Raw genomic sequence first — 17,373 nt, forward strand, 5'->3', positions numbered from 1 at the left:
ATCTAATTCATCAATAAATTTTTGCCAGGTTTAGTAATTTAGAGCTGATTTCCAGGCCTTCTGCTTTTGCCGCATCTACATTAATTTTGAGCCGCACTTTATTTTCTTCTATAAAAAATTCTACGGCACCGCCTCGTTTGACAAAGTTTGGAGAATCCGCAACGGTTAAAGTCCCCCGCTTTTTGACCTTTTTAAGTGCTTGCCTGATTTTTTCAGCCTCGGAAAACCCTATAAACAGAATAGAACAGTTGCCAATGTTGCTAACATCATCATATCTGCGAATAACAATTGAACGCCCATCCACTCGTTCTCCCTTCACAATTTCATCAATATAACCTTCAAAAGGATCACGGCCTACAATTCCAATTACAAATTGAGTTTCACCAGAAGGGTTTGCTGATGTCCAGTTAACAAAGCGGGTAAAGTTGTACAAGAAGGCTGCCTCCAGTTGATATACCTTAGCAATCTTGCTTTGACCAATACAAACTGGTTCAGAGAAAAAGAATATTAAAAGAAGCAGCAAAAAACTTTTGCTGTGTAGAAATATAGAAAGTAAGTATTCACGTGATACTTTTCTTTTCAAAGCAGAGATGGTTGGCTGTTCATTAGCTTGCAAAAAGCAAATTTACTAAAATTTCCTGGTAGTGTGATTAGACTAATGCCGATGGTTAGACGTGGAGATGGCGTCAATATCGGCTGGGAAGATAACAGGCTTTATAGTGATACAATAAGTGAGGTGCAGTTCTTAAACTATGTCAACCGATATGATAATCATGAGAGAAAAAAATGTAAATATTCATGAAGGTTATACCAAAGGATTGCTTTATTTTGTGGGCAACTATCCAGCCATTCCTGATTCATTAGAAAAGAAATGCAGAAATGGGTTATCCTAAAGACGAATATTTGGAAACTAACCATTGGTCACCTCAATTATATCTCCGGGAAGCCGGCAGGCTTGTCGCTGATACAGTAATGACGCAGCATCATGGAATGGTGAAAAAAGTCGGAGATTTTTCACCCTTTCCCATATCTTACAGGTCTATAATTCCTAAAAGAAAAGAGCAATCTTTTGGTGCCTGTGTCTCTATCTCCGTCGCTTGTGGCTTTGGGATCGTCAATGCTATATTATTGGTGCCAGACAATTGAATTTTTATTGAATAATTTAACATGGAGTTTTTGAACGGCGTTAATGCCCTGACTTTAGTTTTTGTAGCGATACTGGTTTTTGCCATTGCCTACAGGTTTTACGGAATTTTTCTAGCAAATAAGGTATTGCGCTTAAACGGCAATAATCTTACACCTGCTGTAGAGTTCTCTGATGGCAAAGACTATGTCGTCACCAACAAGAATGTACTTTTTGGTCACCACTTTGCAGCAATTGCTGCCGCCGGGCCGCTGGTTGGTCCGGTACTGGCAGCGCAGTTTGGCTACCTTCCCGGCGCTTTGTGGATCCTGATCGGCTGCGTGCTGGGAGGAGGTGTTCACGACATGGTAGTGCTCTTTGCCTCGGTAAGGCATAAAGGTCAGAGTTTGGCTACCATAGCGAGTAAGGAAGTAGGAAAGGGCACGGGTGTCATTGCCGGTTTGGCCATACTTTTTATTCTGATCCTAACACTCGCCGGACTTTCACTCGCTTGTATTAGCGCAATGCATGAAGCTTCCTGGTCTTTGTTTACTGTGATAATTACGATGCCTATTGCGGTTATCATGGGTTTGATTATGCGCTATGGAAAAGATAAAATCACCTTTGCAAGTATTTTGGGAGGGGTGTTGCTCATTGCAGGTATCATCGGAGGTAACGAGCTGATGAAGATCAAAGAGGTCAGCGACATGTTTAACTGGAACATAAAAACCATTTCCGTAGCTATTACAGCATATGGGTTTCTGGCCTCTGTGCTGCCCGTATGGCTGCTGCTGGTTCCAAGGGATTATCTTTCTACTTATCTGAAGATCGGTACCATATTGATGCTGGCGGTGGGAGTGATTTTTGTTCACCCTACCTTGCAGATGCCTGCGATTACTCAGTTCATCAACGGCGGAGGACCTGTAATTGGCGGCGCTGTTCTACCGTTCATTTTTATTGTTATCGCCTGCGGGGCTATTTCGGGTTTTCACGCGGTAATCGCCACCGGAACAACACCTAAAATGCTTGGCAACGAAAAAGAGATCCTTTTCGTAGGTTACGGGGCCATGCTGGTTGAAGGCTTTGTAGCTTTGATGGCCTTAATTGCAGCTTGTACTTTAGTGCCAGGTGATTATTTTGCCATCAATACACCAAAAGAAATGTATGATGCATTCCTTGCTCAGCATCCTGAACTTGCAGCTGTAGACCTGCAGCATTTCAGTGAAAGGATTGGCGTTGATCTTCATGGCAGAACCGGAGGGGCAGTATCCTTAGCGGTTGGTATGGCGCATATCTTCAATAAAATTCCTTTCATGGACGATGTAATGGCCTACTGGTACAACTTTGCTATTATGTTCGAAGCGGTGTTTATCCTAACCGCCATTGATGCCGGAACCAGGGTAGGGCGTTTCTTCCTTCAGGAAATGCTGGGTAATGTTTATCCTAAGTTTAACGATAAGAACTGGATGCCGGGAGTGATCATTTGCAGTCTACTCTTTACGTTCTCCTGGGGATACCTGGTGTATACCGGTAATGTGAGCAGTATCTGGCCGTTATTTGGTATCAGTAACCAATTGCTGGCTGCCTGCGGACTGATAGTTTGTACCACGATGCTTATTCGTCTCAACCGTAAGAAATATGCTCTTACCTCCGCCATTCCTGGAGTGTTTATGGCGATTATTACATTCTGGGCAGGTTATGAGCAGATCAAAAATATTTATTTACCGAAGGGTCAGTATCTATTATCGTTTCTGGCTTTTCTTGCCATGGTGTTAATGTTAATCGTGTTTGTAAATACGTTTAAAAAGTGGAGTAAGCTTCTGAAAGTAGAAGAAGAGAAAGTTGATTTTTATGGGGATAAGGTAAAGGAGCTGGTGGAGAGGTAGGAATTGTCATGATTATTCCATTAAATTTCCGATAATGCAAATACACTTCTTTTTTTATAAAAGAGTGTTACTTTTGCTAACGCTGTTAGGTTTTTATTATGGGAATAGTTGAACGGAGAATAAGAGAGAAGGAAGAAGTAAAAACGAAGATAATTTGTACCGCCTGGGACTTAGTAAAAAAGGAGGGTTGGCAAGCTTTGTCTATACGGAAAATCGCAGAGAGGATCGAATATAGTTCGCCTGTGATTTACGACCATTTTAAAAATAAAGAGGCTATCCTTCTGGAATTTAGTAAAAAGGGATTTGCTTTATTAACCTCATCTCTGACCGAACAAATAAAGGAAGGTCAGGAGCCTGAGGATCAGATAAGGGGCATGGCTGAGGCCTACTGGAATTTTGCCTTTGAGAACAGTGAATTGTATCAGATGATGTTTGGCATCGGAACAATTGGTTGTGATATAAATGAAGCATCGCCGGGGCGTGAAAAATTCCGGGGAATAGTGACTGAGGTTATAGAAGCTTTAAAGAAAAAGACGGGGCGTACAGATATAAGTTCCTGCCTGAAGTTTCATACCTTATTTTCTGTGATGCACGGTTTGATTTCTATCAAGCTTGTCAATACATGTACTACCATTGACGCTGAATTAAATAAGATGGTATTGGACGATGCGATCGAAGGATATATAAAAAGTTTTACTTAAAAAACGCTATTAGCTTTTTTTTTTGGAACAAGTTTCTAACAGTGTTAGGATATATTCACCTGTAAGAGCAAGGGGCTCTTAAAAGAAAAACGTTGCAAAATAGCAATATGGAAGCGTATTCGCTTTTTTTTTAACTAGTTAGTTAACAGTGTTAGCAAAAAAATCATTGTTATAAGTTGCCGACTGGAGCGGCGGAAAAAGATTAAAAACTCAAAAAATAAAAATAATATGTTATGAAAGCTATACAAAAATTAACAATCCCTCTAGTAAGCGCTGCAGCACTAAGCGCCGCCTTCTTCCTGCAAAGCTGCAGCTCCTCTTCGGCGGAAAGTGCCGGGGCTGCACCACCTCCTCCGGAGCTTCCGGTCATTGCCCTGAACGCTGAACCCGTGACAATTTTCTCTGAGTATAACGCTTCAGTTACAGGAAAACGTGACATTGAAATCAGACCAAAAGTAGATGGATATCTGGAAGAAATCTTCGTGGACGAGGGCGCATTTGCGAGAAAGGGACAACCCTTATTTAGAATTGACTCAAGAAACTACCGCACGCAATTGAGCACTGCCCTGGCACAGTTAGAATCAGCAAAGGCAGCCCTTGAAAATGCATCGATTGATGTGGCCAAGGTGGCTCCACTGGTCCAGAACAATGTGGTGTCGGAGGTTAAGCTACGTTCGGCAAAAGCCGCTTACAATGTGGCGAAGGGCAGTGTGGCTCAGGCACAAGCTCAGGTTCAGGAAGCCAGGAACAATTTGAATTACACTACCATCACAGCTCCTGCAGATGGATATATCGGCAGTATTCCCTTTAAGACGGGCAGTCTGATCAGTTCGGCGAGTGTGCAGCCGTTGACGGTATTGTCTGAAACCAGGGAGGTGCATGCACATTTCACGATGAGTGAGGTAGATTTCATCGACTTTAAAAATCAGGCAACGGGCGTAACCTTAGCTGAAAAACTGAAGCGCTTACCGGAAATTGAATTGGTTCTTCCTGATAACACCATATACCCCACCAAAGGCAGAGTAGAACTGGTAGAAGGGCAATTCGGAAAAACAACCGGCACCATCAACTTCCGGGCATCCTTCCCAAATCCTGATGGTTTGTTAAGATCAGGAAGTACTGGCAAGATCCGGATTCCAAAAATAATCAATAATGCTATACTGGTGCCCCAGGAAGCCACCTTTGAGCTTCAGGATAAGGTGTTTGTTTATGCAGTGGGAGATAGTAGCAAAGTTGCAGGTAAGGCACTTACCATTATGGGAACAAAAGGGGATTTTTACCTCGTTTCCAAGGGAGTATCCCCGGGTGACAAGATCGTATTCAGCGGAATAGACCGTCTGACTGAGGGTACGGTGATCAAGTCAAAAGTAATTCCCGCCAGCAAACTGTCCGCGCAGATAGAATAAATTTTGAATCGTTATCCTTTACCTGGATAACAAAAATATCAAATTATGTTTAGAAAGTTTATAGAGAGACCGGTTCTGTCTACAGTGGTCTCTATTATCCTAACCTTACTGGGAGCGCTGTCATTATATTCGCTGCCCATTACGCTGTTCCCGGATATAGCTCCTCCAACGGTGCAGGTGACAGCAGCCTATCCGGGGGCGAACGCAGAAGTTGTTGCCAGGGCTGTTGCCACACCTATTGAAGAGGCCGTTAATGGCGTGGAGAACATGACCTACATGACCTCTACCGCCAGTAATGACGGTGCTCTTACGCTGAATGTGTATTTTAAGCTTGGGACAGACCCCGACCAGGCAGCTGTAAATGTTCAGAACCGTGTCGCAAAAGCGGTCAGTCAGCTGCCTCAGGAAGTTGTTCAGGCGGGGATATCTACCCAGAAGCAGCAGAACAGCATGATCTATGTGCCTCTGATGTACAGCACTGACAGCACATACGATGAAACGTTTTTGCAGAATTATGCCAAGATCAATATCATACCCGAGATTCAACGGGTGCCGGGTGTCGGCCAGGCGATGATATTTGGTGCACGGGATTACTCTATGCGGATCTGGCTGAAACCCGACCGGCTGGTCGCCTCAAATCTTTCTGCACAGGAGGTGATCTCGGCTATCAGGGAACAAAACATCGAAGCAGCTCCGGGACGGTTCGGACAAAGCAGTAAGCAGGCCTTTGAATATGTGTTGAAATACAAAGGTAAGTACACGCAGAACAGGGAATATGAAGAAATTGTACTGAAAGCCAACCCTGATGGTTCGGTGATCAGGTTAAAAGATGTTGCCAGGGTAGAACTGGGATCATTTACTTATAGTGCCAACACCATGATCGCTGGAAAAAATGGTACCGGGCTGGCTGTTTTTCAAACGGCAGGTTCCAACGCCAATGAAATCCTGACTGAGGTTGACAAGGTAATGAAGAAAGCCTCTAAAAACTTCCCTAAGGGGATTGGCTATTTCACGATGTATAGTTCGAAAGAGTTTCTGGACGCTTCGATCAGCCAGGTGCAGCACACTTTACTGGAAGCTTTTATCCTGGTTTTCATCGTGGTGTATATTTTCCTCCAGGATTTTCGTTCCACCTTAATTCCGGCAATCGCTGTTCCTGTAGCTATTATTGGCACGTTCTTCTTCATGAAACTTTTTGGTTTTTCCATCAACCTTCTTACACTTTTCGCCATGGTGCTTGCCATCGGAATTGTGGTGGATGATGCCATTGTAGTGGTAGAAGCGGTACACGCAAAAATGGAAAACACCCGTTTGTCGGCTAAAAAGGCGACCATTCAATCGATGAGTGAAATATCAGGTGCCATAGTGTCCATTACCTTGGTGATGGTGGCTGTGTTTGTTCCCGTTGCGTTTTTAGAAGGGCCGGTTGGGGTGTTCTACAAACAGTTTGCGTTCACTCTAGGAATCGCTATCCTGATCTCTGCCGTCAATGCATTGACATTAAGTCCTGTGTTATGTGCTATCTTTTTGAGAAGGGAGCACCACGGACCAGGCCTGGACCAAGCTAAGAAAAGTTCTTTTAAACAACGTTTTTTTAACGCCTTTAACGTTGGTTTCAACCGGACCACCGATAAGTATGTGAAGGGACTTCGATTTCTTATTGCCCGCAAGTGGCTGGCTTCTGGCTTACTTCTTTTAGTTACTGTCATAACTGTTGTTCTGATGAAGCGAACTCCTTCCGGATTTATTCCCACAGAAGATCAGGGTTTCGTGGTCTATTCTGTGAATCTTCCTCCGGGCGCCTCCCTCGACAGAACGCAAAAGGTAATGAACAAAATTGATCAGATTCTTAAGAAGGAGCCTGCTATAGAACGTGTTGGGGCAGTAACAGGTTTAAATATTGTTGCTAATGCCAACAGCTCGAATTATGCAGTGGGATTTATACGCATGAAGCCTTTTGGGGAAAGAGGCGAAGTAAACGATCTGGATAAAATCATCGGGGTTTTGAACCAGAAGTTTACGGCGATAAAGGAAGCCAGTGTCTTTGTGTTCGTCTATCCTACGGTACAGGGCTTTGGAAATACAACGGGTTTTGAGCTGATATTGCAGGACCGGTCAAGTGGTCGTTTAGACAAGATGAACGCTACTGCAAACGGCTTTATCGGTGAATTAATGAAGCGTAAAGAAATTATGTACGCTTTCACCACTTTCAATACCAATAACCCTCAATACAGCTTAGACATTGACCAGAAAAAAGCCAAACAGCTTGGAGTATCGATTTCGGATCTGATGCAGACTTTACAGGTCTTTTATGGCAGCACATTTGCGTCTGATTTTAACCGGTTCGGAAAATTTTATCGCGTGATTGTTCAGGCTGATGCTACTTACCGGGCTGAGCCTGCTTCATTAAATGGCGTTTATATTAAGAATAACCTGGGCCAAATGGTTCCTGCGAATGTACTGGTTAAATTAAAACGTGTTTTCGGTCCGGAAACTGTTACCAGAAATAACCTGTTCAACGCAGTTGCTATCAATGGTATTCCTAAGCCCGGATATACATCAGGAGATGCGATAAAAGCCGTACAGGAGGTGGCCGAGCAATATCTGCCCAGGAACTACTCATATGAGTGGACCGGGATGACCCGGGAAGAACAAAGTTCGGGATCTCAATTGGTATGGATATTCGTTTTGAGCCTTTTGTTTGTTTACTTTCTCCTTGCTGCCCAGTATGAAAGTTACATACTCCCTTTCGCGGTTATACTTTCAGTACCGACCGGAATCTTCGGAGTTTTTGTTTCAATTGGATTAACGGGGATTGAAAATAATATTTATGTGCAGGTTGGTCTGATTATGCTTGTAGGACTGTTGGCGAAAAATGCAATCCTTATCATTGAATACGCGCTTCAGCGCCGGAAAGATGGAATGGATCTTGTAGATGCCGCGCTCGAGGCATCAAGGTTAAGATTGCGGCCAATTCTCATGACTTCTTTTGCCTTTATCGTCGGCCTGCTGCCTTTAGTTACAGCTACCGGAGCCTCCGCCATGGGAAACCGCTCTATTGGAACCGGCGCAGTAGGAGGAATGCTGACGGGAGTTGTTCTCGGGATATTTATCATTCCGGTGCTTTTTGTCATCTTCCAGTATTTACATGAAAGGATAGCAGGGCGCATGGGTAGTGAAGAAGAGGAAGAAATAGACGAATTGGAAGAAGAATTAGTAAACACTGAAATTTAGTATTATGAGCCTTATCAAAATTTTTAACTATATCCTAATTATATCTGTGCTTTTAGGAAGCGGATGTAAGGTTGGACAAAATTACCAAAGGCCATCTGTTCAGGTTCCTGTTGGTTTTGATTCGACCTCTCATTCGGATACCAGCAGCATTGCCAGTATAAAATGGAACAGCTTTTTTAAGGACACCGCCCTGGTGACCTTAATTGATAGCGGGCTGCAGTATAACAATGATTTGCAAGTGGCTGTTAAACGAATAGATATTGCAGAACAACAGCTTAAACAGGCCCGGCTTTCGCTGCTTCCTCAGCTAAACCTCCAGGTAGCGGCTTCCTATACCAAACTTTCGGAAAATAGTTTGAATGGTTTAAGTGCGGGACAGTTTGGTATCACAGATATTGAAAATTATACCGGAAGTCTGAACCTTTCCTGGGAGCTGGATATTTGGGGAAAGATCCGCAGGCAGAAAGAATCGGCTCTGGCGCAATATTTTCAAACTTATGAAGCCACAAAAGCCGTGCAAACGCAGTTGGTAGCAAATATCGCTCAGGGCTACTATAATCTCTTAATGCTGGATAAGCAATTGACTATTGCCAGAAGAAACCTCTCTCTGAACGATAGTACTTTAGTGCTGACCCGTTTGCTAAAAGCTTCGGGAGATGTGACAGACCTCGCTATACAGCAATCGGAGGCACAACGACAGGCAACAGCTTTGCTAATTCCACAATTAGAACAGGCAATAACACTTCAGGAGAACGCCCTTCAGCTGCTGGCTGGCAGACTGCCCGGTCGGATTAAGCGGGTAGATACGGATCAGGGAGAGGAGCTTAATCCGGGTGTGAAGACAGGTCTGCCTGCTGCAATTGTCAGTCGCAGGCCCGACATCAGGGCGAATGAAATGGCGCTGAAGTCAGCAAACGCTGCAGTGGGCGTGGCACAAGCGAGCATGTATCCTTCATTAACTTTATTTGCTGGCGGAGGTATTGAAAGCTTAAGCTTCGACAAGTGGTTCAATGTGCCTGCTTCTTTGTTTGGATTGGCCTCAGGAGCCCTGGTTCAACCAGTGTTTAATGGGAGGGCATTAAAAACACAATACGAGACGGCGAAGCTCAGGCGTGAGCAGGCAGTACTGCAGTTCAGGCAATCGGTATTAGTAGCCATGTCGGAAGTGTCGAATGCCTTAGTTCAAACTAAGAAATTAAGTGAACAAAGGACTTTGGCCCAGCAACAGGTTGAAACTCTTCAAAAAGCTACTCGTAATGCTAATCTTCTTTTCCAGAGCGATATGGCTAATTACCTGGAGGTTATCACTGCACAACGCAGTGCCTTACAGGCCGAACTAAACCTTGTAGCGATACAAAGACAACAAAAGGGTGCTGTTGTAGAATTGTACCGGGCTTTAGGAGGAGGGTGGTAGTTAGAAAATATTAAACACACTGGAGAGGCCTGTTTGTAGCAAATCAGGCCTTTTCCTTTTATTGGAAAATTTGGATTGACTGCGTTTATGGAGCAAATCAGTCGATCAATTGATCCAGAGTTGTAAATATTTCTTCTGTATGCAGGATATACATACCTAAGCGTTCCTCTGATATACCGTGTTTTATTTTATAAGAAAACACAGGTTTTTCGTTAACGAAATTACACTCAAAGTACTGAAATGCTATCCCATCGAGCTTCTTTAATTCATCTGTGATCTCTGTGAAGTGGCTGGAGATCATGAATTTAGAGCGGTGGATCATTGATAGTTTTGAAGTGATTAGCAGGGTAGCTTCAAATGCGTCTTTCAGGTTTGTGCCTCGGAAGAGTTCGTCAAATATTACGAAGACCTCTCCATGCTCTGCAAGCTTGGTAATCGTCTTTTTAATTCTTTTAACTTCACTATAAAAATGGCTTAATCCCTCATGAAGGTTATCTGGCAAGTTGATGGTTGTTATCAAACCTTTAAATACCGGAAGCCTGATTTTCTCGGCGGGTACTGGAAAACCCAAATGGGACAAGTATACAGCGATACCAACAGCTTTCAGAAACGACGATTTACCAGCCATGTTGGGTCCGGTTAGGAATATTACGTTGGTTTTTTCATCAATATAAGAATCGTTGCTTACAGGTTCACTTATTCCAGGATGAATAAGTTTTTCAAATGAAATATCCTGGCTCTTATCCTGATGAAATTTTGGGTAACACCAACCCTGCTTGTCAGACAGAGCGGCAAGCGATCCAAGCACATCGATCTCGTAAACAAATTCTAAAAATTCTTTTATACGATCCTTTTTTTGTTTCCTAAAAAGGTTGTCCAGGTAGTTTATTTGGAAACAGCGTAAGGGTTTGTCGGATGGGATTAGCTTTTTCAAAACATCATCTTGCAGGATCTCTTTTACATGCTCAATCTGTTTTCCAAAACGATCCGGAAGATCCGGTTCCTTTACCTTATTAAAAAGTATTGAAAAAGATTTTAGTAACACCAGGAGGTTTTCGATCCCGGTAATGATCTGGTAGTGGTCCTGGCTTGGATTGATTTTGTAGTTATAATGATCGTATAGGGCGTCAATAGGATTATTTGACAAACATTTTTTATTGAAAGACAGGTAGTAGTCAATTGAATCAAGCTGATGATAATTGAGTTCGATGTTAAAATTTTTGTTCCTACAAAATTTTATAGATCTTACTCTTTCCTCAAGCACGATTTTGTTACTTAAGGGCTCCTGCATCATTCTATACAGTAATTTTGCACCACCTGCCGTCTGAGTTTTATCATAAATTGAATAGATGCTATCTCCTGTATCATTATGGAAGATCCCCAGATCCCTGTATGTTTCGTTGTCTATCTCAAAACTCATAAATAAACATAAACAAAAAAAAGGAAAGATGTAAGATCGGTTGAGATCCGGAACTTCATGTTTTGAGCTGATAAAAAAGGCCCGGTTTTAATTTTAACGCGGGCCTTTTTTTTAGTTCAGTTTCGGTTTTGATCAGTGATCATCATGATCTCCCTCTACAACATGGAGCGGGAACTTCAACGTAAAGTCAGCTGAACCGCCAAAGCGAACATGGTTTGCATCATCCCAATCTGCAGCAGTAGTTTTTGACTTATCCAGGCCGTGACGAAGTACCGCAGTTAAGGTCATAGAGCCGTCGGATGGTTTAAGAGTTGACAAGCGTCCTGTTACACCAACCTTATCATCTTCATAAGTATAATCCAGCACACCTTCCTGTGCTCCGGTGATAAACATCTGGTGCTCATCAGCTTCTTCAACGAATTCATCCTGCATCTCGCGGCCGGCAAAATCATAAGCTACTACCTTCAGGCGGTAAACTGCATCTGCATGCAGATCGTAGTGGCTTCTTGTTGCATTGCCATCTGCACCGAACACAATTTTAACCGTGTCGGTTGTTTCGTGGAAATGATCATCATCTGCCTCCAGTTCTATAAAATTGAACACAACGCTCTTGAATTCTTCCTGGGCAACTTCCGGCTCTGGATCATCTTTTTTACAAGCATTGAACGTTAAAATCAAGCCGGTTGCAAGTGTTGTTGCAATGATTCGGTACATCTTAGTGATAGTCATTTTATTGAAAATTAAAGTGTTAAACATTTATTGATTATGATTATTAAAATTTGAAAATGGTCCTGATCGTGATATTTCTCCCCTGATCATGAGAATAATATTTGAACCGGTTCATGTATTCTTTATACAAAGTGTTAAAAAGATTATCTACGGATGCGTTTAATACCAGTGTGTTTTTTCCCAATTTGAGTTCGGTACCACCCTGTATGCCGAACAAATGGTAAGCTGGGGGTGGCGGCATATAGTCGCTTGATTCCACATACCTGTTCTGCCGGGCCACGTACAGATGTTTCACATTGATGTAGCTTCCTGTGATTTTTTCATCGGCTCTTAAAAAGTATGTCAGGCTGTTTTCAATACGGTCGGAAGGGATCCAAGGCAGGTAACCATCTGTGTTGAGGTTTTTCGCTCTCACCAAAGCTCCTTTCAGTCCATAATCAAGGCCTCTTAAAATACGGTATGTTAAGCCAATATCACCGCCTGAAAATAGCGCATCCGCTTGTTTGTAATAAAACTCAGGAAACGTTCCCCTAATACTTTGATAAAAATTACCTGTAGGCTCCAGATAGATATAATTATTAATCCGGTTAAGGAAAATGCTGAGATCAAGGCTCAGCTTATTGCCATGGTGCTCCGCCGAAGTGATCCATTTATAACTTTTTTCACTTTCGAGACCAGGATCACCGATCTCGAAGGCAGCAGAGCCATGGTGCAGTCCGTTACTAAAGAGCTCGCTTACCACAGGAGGCCTCCAGGCGGAAGCGAGATTAGAACGCAGTGCCCATTGGTTTGGCAGGTTAAGCACACCTCCAAGGCTTGCTGAAAAGTTATTAAATTCCCCTGTACCTCCGTACAAATTCTGTTCAATATCATAACCTAATGCATCCTGGTATTTATGGTCAAATCGGATGCCGGCTTCCAGCTCATAATTGTTTTTACTCAGCTTCGTGATATAATACAGACCTGCATTATACGTGTCGTAGTTTGGAATAAGAGGAATGACGGATGTTCCCGGAACGTTGTTATTTACCTGCAGCAATCCGTTTACTCCCAGAGTCTGTTTCCAGCCTGCACTACTAAAACTTTCCAGGAACAAATCCAGGGTTTGCGTGGTGAGTGTAAGGTCAAGGGAGGGAATGCTGCTTCTTCCTCCGCGACGTTTATCATATTCCTGACGGGTATTGCGCTGAAAGCCATAGATGAGATCAATATGAGTGTTACTGTTTAGATGAAAATGGCTTTCCAGTTTCAATAGGCTATGAGCTACGTCTTGTCGCGGAGCATCGATACGATAGCTGAAGTCTGCCTCCTGAAAAGGCCTGCCATTGGCGATGACCGCTTTAAGATCCTCGATGCTGCCCACGTGGGAACCGCCGAATATTCCAACCTCGGTTTGAAAGTGGCTGAAATAGAGATCAGTTTCAAATTTCTTACGCGAATATCCAAGCGCACCGGAAAAGTTAAGCTCCCGTAATCCTGTATTCTCCAGGTAATAGTCAGCAGTCTCTATATTTCCCGAGGTTTTTGCAGTGCCTTGCAATCGCCAGGCCAAGCCCGGGAACTTACTAACCCCTCCTTCGACTCGACCTGAGATAGCACCTGCAGCTCCATTCGAAGAGCCGGTAAGGTTTAACTCTCCTTTTATTTCAGGCTGCTTCGGTAGAGGAGAGGGTTTCACAAGGATGACCCCGCCGATAGCCTCGGGGCCATATCTTACACCTTCTGCACCCTTAATCACCGTTACCGACTGTGCTACAAAAGGGTCTATTTCTGGTGCGTGCTCCATACCCCATTGCTGTCCTTCCTGCCGGATACCATTGTTTAGTATCAGAAGACGATTGCTGTGGAGACCCTGAATTACAGGCTTCGAAATCGACGAACCTGTCTGAAGTGTGCTTACTCCCGGAACTGTTTTAAGCGCATCGGCAAGTGTACCTCCTCTTGTTTGCTCAAGCTGCTTACCTGATACCGTTACAGCTTTGTTTAGTCCTGAAGTAACAGGCTTTCTTCCCTTGACCACAACTTCGTCAAGCTTTACATCTGACCGTTGCAATGGAAGAGTAAGATCCAGGTCGGATGTGACGGAAAGTTTCCTTTCATAGACATTGTAGCCTATGGCGTTAACCGTCAGTATAATGGTGCCATCACATAGCTTGTTTAGGCTAAAATGACCGTGCTCATCAGTGTAAGAGGTTCGGTTGGACGTAGATATTCTGATGGAAGCGCCGGGAACAGATTCTTTCGAAAGCGAATCTGTAATAAGGCCTTCCACGCGGAAGCGACAATTAGTTTGCTGGGCAAACAAAGATCTGGAAAAACAAACGAGTGTAAGGATAATAAATACCCGGTACTTCATAAAATATACGATTAAAATGATGATGCGCAGCAGACGCATGCAATAGCCTAAAGGCAATAAGCTTATGAACAAATTATCCGCAGGATACGTGAGAGGATATTATGCTATGGGTGGGCCCTTATTTGTCCAGGTGTGGACACAGCGGTCAAATAAACTTTCTGTGAAAGATGCAGGCAACACAGGAAGTTTTGTTTGGAAGATCAATGATGCTAGTCCCTGATGGTTGCTGAGATAACGTGATTGATGGTTTTGAATGTAATCACAAACCTTGCACTTGATCTCCGCCTTGTTAATCTCCGTATTTGAGGTGTTATAGATGTCTTTAACGGGTTTGATGACTTTACTGTTTTTACCTAACGATACAGAACAGGTCTCCTCATGATGGCTGTGTATGCATTGAGCCAACTGAGCCGCAGAGAAGATCAGCAGCAAGAGCAACGCAATGTAGTTATTTAAGCTTCGGAAATCTGTCATCACTATTAACGCCCACAAAAATGACATTTTTACCTGATATAATGAAAATTTAACTAAAGTGTTCTAAAATTTTTACAATCCTATTTTAAAACTAAGAATATTAATGCATCTTTGTTGCATATTGAAAAGGCAAAGAATAATATGGCTAGATAGATTCCGTTCCGCAGGTTCGCTTATGCTGCTCATGCTTTTCCTTTCTGTGCCTTTGATCAATGTCTTCCATTATCACACTGCGGTAATGCAATGTGAACTGCCGGGGGATGATGAATATATAGATAGCCTTGGCGGTGTACCTGAGCGTACATTTAGCAACACACATATCGGCCCTGAAGTTGATTCATGTAGGATATGCGATTACTTGGCTCATAAACAAGGTAGAGAACTTTACTTGTCTTTTCCTCCGCAACTAGTGCTTCCCATCCTGGAGCCAGTTATGCGAAATACTCCTGTAATTGCTGTGAACTATAAATTCACTCTCCAGGGCTTCACTAATAAAGGTCCCCCTTATTTGCTGGCCTGATATTAGTTCGAATGATTACCGATTGTTTTTACGCAAAGCATATGTTAGAATATCTATTATATTTTAATATATAGCTGTAATTAAAACAGGTTTCATTTTTTTGAACATTCTCACAGGCCCTTCACTTCTTCAATCTCATAATATAATTTAATCGCATAAAGCGATGTATCCTGAAGCTAACCAGTATTTCTGGTTCAGGGACGTCGTCTGATCCTATGTTGGTCAATAATACCGTCTTTACAATAAGCGCCGAATGGTTCAATTCGTTATGGCATCTATCATTTTTATAGCAACAAATGCATCTGTGCAGGCAAAGCAGTTTATGTTTTCAGGATCTGTGACTTATACAGAAGGACAGCCATTGCCTGAAGTACAGATCAATGTGTCTGGCAGTTCGCTTAGCGTACACAATTCTTCCTACAACATGACGCTTTTAACTACGTAGGATACAACATTGACTATTAGTAATCTCTCGTCTAATTAAAGAATAATATAAAGAATCACTTCAATCAATCAATCAATCAAATGAAACATTTAAAATCACTAAAATTCGCCTTTTTTGCAGCTATCATCATTGTATCGTCTGTAACGTCTTGTAAAAAAGATGACAATGATCCGGAACCAATAAAAGAAGGTATCGAACGCTCGGAACTGATCCTTACAGAAGTGAACGGGCATGCTCATGGAGATCATTTTCATGATCTGGCAGACATACCCGGAGCAACCCCAATTGTTATTAAATTTGACGAAAAGGGTACAGCTACCGCCAACGGCCATCTTCATCTGGAAGCAGATGCCATTTATAAAATACAGCTTAAAACTTGGGACTATACAGGTAAAGAAGTGCAAAACGACTATATTGCAAGCAAAGCTGTGGCTGATAACTATAAAGCATTCCTGGTGGGAGGCAATTTGATTCTCAATCAAAACACGCAGAACGAAAGTGGAGCTATTTTTCAACCTAGGGAAGCTACTTATGGAGATGGAACCGCTGTATCGGGTGCGATCCAAACTACTGGAATATTGAGCTACTTTACTCTCGGGCACGAAAATGAAGGCGAGAAAGAAGTAAGCTATATCCTCAGAAAATTAAATAATGGTGTAAAAGCGACAATCACCAGAGGCGATTGGAATCATAACGATTATGCAACTAAGTTTGCCGGAGAGGATGTACTTAAACTAAAGTTTGAGATCCATGCAGAGGGAGGGCATGATCATTAATTAAGAATTATTGCAGGGCTAATATTTTGCCCTGCAATAATATTATTAAACTCCGCTAAATGCCGTGAATCCTCCGTCCACCGGCAAAATTACACCGGTGATAAAGCTGGCTGCAGCGGAACAAAGAAATTGCACTGTTCCGTTTAGCTCCGAAATATCACCAAATCTCTTCATAGGTGTTTTTTGAATCACTTTCAAGCTTCTGTCGGTATAGCTTCCATCAGGATTAATAAGTACTGCCCTGTTTTGATCACCAATGAAAAACCCAGGTGCAATGGCGTTAACTCTTACACCCTCACCAAATTTTTGCGCCATTTCTGTAGCAAGCCACTGGGTGAAAATGTTTATCCCTGTTTTTGCCACCGAATATCCTGGAACGCGGGTAATGGCCGAATAAGTAGCCATAGAGGATACATTGATAATACTTCCGGAGCCTTGCTCCGCCATCAATTCTCCAAATGCCAGGCAAGGGTACACCGTACCATTGATATTTAAATTGGTAACCTTTTCCCAATCCTCGATCTTCATATCAAAGACATTTTGATCCTCCCTTAAAGTAGCTCCGGGGATATTGCCTCCGGCGCAGTTCACCAGGATGTCTACACTTCCCCAATGGGCTTTAATTTTCCTTGCTACTTCTTTTAAGTTGTCTATGTCAAGAACATCTCCAACCATGCCGGTCACATCTTTATGGATCTGTTTTAATTCGGCAACCCTGGTATCCAGGTTTTCCTGCCTGATGTCCATAGCAACAACTTTAGCTCCGGCTTTCATTAAGCTTGCAGCGATGCTCCCACCTAATACACCACCGGCCCCAGTAATTACGGCAACTTTGCCGCTTATATCAAATAATGATGTCATTTGTAAAGATTTGTAAGAGTATTTAAAT

At 42.8% G+C, this 17,373-nt stretch carries 15 protein-coding genes; 10 read left to right on the forward strand and 5 right to left on the reverse strand.

All coding sequences use genetic code 11. The features are described from left to right. Positions 1–10: 10 nt before the first annotated feature. Positions 11–616, reverse strand: coding sequence for a TOL_0243 family YfiR-like periplasmic protein (locus J3P37_RS13900; protein WP_256011899.1), 606 nt, complete (start codon positions 614–616; stop codon positions 11–13). 263 nt (positions 617–879) lie between these two features. On the opposite strand from J3P37_RS13900, the gene J3P37_RS13905 reads away from it, so the two are divergent. The 6 genes from J3P37_RS13905 (at position 880) to J3P37_RS13930 (ending at position 9,764) form a co-directional block, all read left to right on the forward strand. After that, a complete protein-coding gene (locus J3P37_RS13905) occupies positions 880–1,146 on the forward strand; it encodes an FAD-dependent oxidoreductase (RefSeq protein ID WP_256011901.1) in 267 nt (88 codons plus the stop codon). A gap of 21 nt (positions 1,147–1,167) precedes the next feature. Beyond that, on the forward strand, positions 1,168–3,009 hold the full coding sequence (locus J3P37_RS13910; RefSeq protein WP_256011903.1) for a carbon starvation CstA family protein: 1,842 nt from the start codon (positions 1,168–1,170) through the stop codon (positions 3,007–3,009). Positions 3,010–3,107: 98 nt separating this feature from the next. Beyond that, positions 3,108–3,710, forward strand: a complete 603-nt coding sequence (locus tag J3P37_RS13915; RefSeq protein WP_256011905.1) for a TetR/AcrR family transcriptional regulator — start codon at positions 3,108–3,110, stop codon at positions 3,708–3,710. A gap of 233 nt (positions 3,711–3,943) precedes the next feature. After that, on the forward strand, positions 3,944–5,116 hold the full coding sequence (locus J3P37_RS13920) for an efflux RND transporter periplasmic adaptor subunit (protein WP_256011907.1): 1,173 nt from the start codon (positions 3,944–3,946) through the stop codon (positions 5,114–5,116). A 45-nt stretch (positions 5,117–5,161) separates the two neighbouring features. Next, positions 5,162–8,350 (forward strand): efflux RND transporter permease subunit, encoded by a 3,189-nt coding sequence (locus tag J3P37_RS13925; protein WP_256011908.1) that lies wholly within the window; start codon positions 5,162–5,164, stop codon positions 8,348–8,350. Positions 8,351–8,354: 4 nt separating this feature from the next. Further along, a complete protein-coding gene (locus tag J3P37_RS13930; protein WP_256011910.1) occupies positions 8,355–9,764 on the forward strand; it encodes an efflux transporter outer membrane subunit in 1,410 nt (469 codons plus the stop codon). A 97-nt stretch (positions 9,765–9,861) separates the two neighbouring features. Here the strand turns inward: J3P37_RS13930 and J3P37_RS13935 are convergent, their stop codons facing one another. From J3P37_RS13935 to J3P37_RS13945, 3 genes are all read right to left on the reverse strand, one after another. Next, entirely contained in the window at positions 9,862–11,184 is a 1,323-nt protein-coding gene (locus J3P37_RS13935; RefSeq protein WP_256011912.1) for a MutS-related protein, read from the reverse strand. A 132-nt stretch (positions 11,185–11,316) separates the two neighbouring features. Then, entirely contained in the window at positions 11,317–11,913 is a 597-nt protein-coding gene (locus J3P37_RS13940) for a hypothetical protein (RefSeq protein ID WP_256011914.1), read from the reverse strand. A gap of 43 nt (positions 11,914–11,956) precedes the next feature. Beyond that, positions 11,957–14,269 carry a TonB-dependent receptor gene (locus J3P37_RS13945; RefSeq protein WP_256011916.1) on the reverse strand — a complete coding sequence of 771 codons (2,313 nt, stop codon included), beginning with the start codon at positions 14,267–14,269 and terminating at the stop codon, positions 11,957–11,959. Positions 14,270–14,333: 64 nt separating this feature from the next. Here J3P37_RS13945 and J3P37_RS13950 point away from each other — a divergent pair, with 64 nt between their 5' ends. From J3P37_RS13950 to J3P37_RS13965, 4 genes are all read left to right on the forward strand, one after another. Next, a complete protein-coding gene (locus J3P37_RS13950; RefSeq protein ID WP_256011918.1) occupies positions 14,334–14,489 on the forward strand; it encodes a hypothetical protein in 156 nt (51 codons plus the stop codon). A gap of 492 nt (positions 14,490–14,981) precedes the next feature. Beyond that, positions 14,982–15,263, forward strand: a complete 282-nt coding sequence (locus J3P37_RS13955) for a hypothetical protein (protein WP_256011923.1) — start codon at positions 14,982–14,984, stop codon at positions 15,261–15,263. Positions 15,264–15,531: 268 nt separating this feature from the next. After that, positions 15,532–15,708 (forward strand): hypothetical protein, encoded by a 177-nt coding sequence (locus tag J3P37_RS13960; RefSeq protein WP_256011924.1) that lies wholly within the window; start codon positions 15,532–15,534, stop codon positions 15,706–15,708. Between the two features lie 80 nt (positions 15,709–15,788). Next, on the forward strand, positions 15,789–16,484 hold the full coding sequence (locus tag J3P37_RS13965) for a hypothetical protein (RefSeq protein WP_256011925.1): 696 nt from the start codon (positions 15,789–15,791) through the stop codon (positions 16,482–16,484). A 45-nt stretch (positions 16,485–16,529) separates the two neighbouring features. On the opposite strand, the gene J3P37_RS13970 is transcribed toward J3P37_RS13965, so the two are convergent. Beyond that, positions 16,530–17,345 (reverse strand): SDR family oxidoreductase, encoded by an 816-nt coding sequence (locus J3P37_RS13970; RefSeq protein WP_256011926.1) that lies wholly within the window; start codon positions 17,343–17,345, stop codon positions 16,530–16,532. Positions 17,346–17,373: the final 28 nt, after the last annotated feature.

The organism is Desertivirga xinjiangensis (genome assembly GCF_024436435.1).
GTDB lineage: Bacteria > Bacteroidota > Bacteroidia > Sphingobacteriales > Sphingobacteriaceae > Desertivirga > Desertivirga xinjiangensis.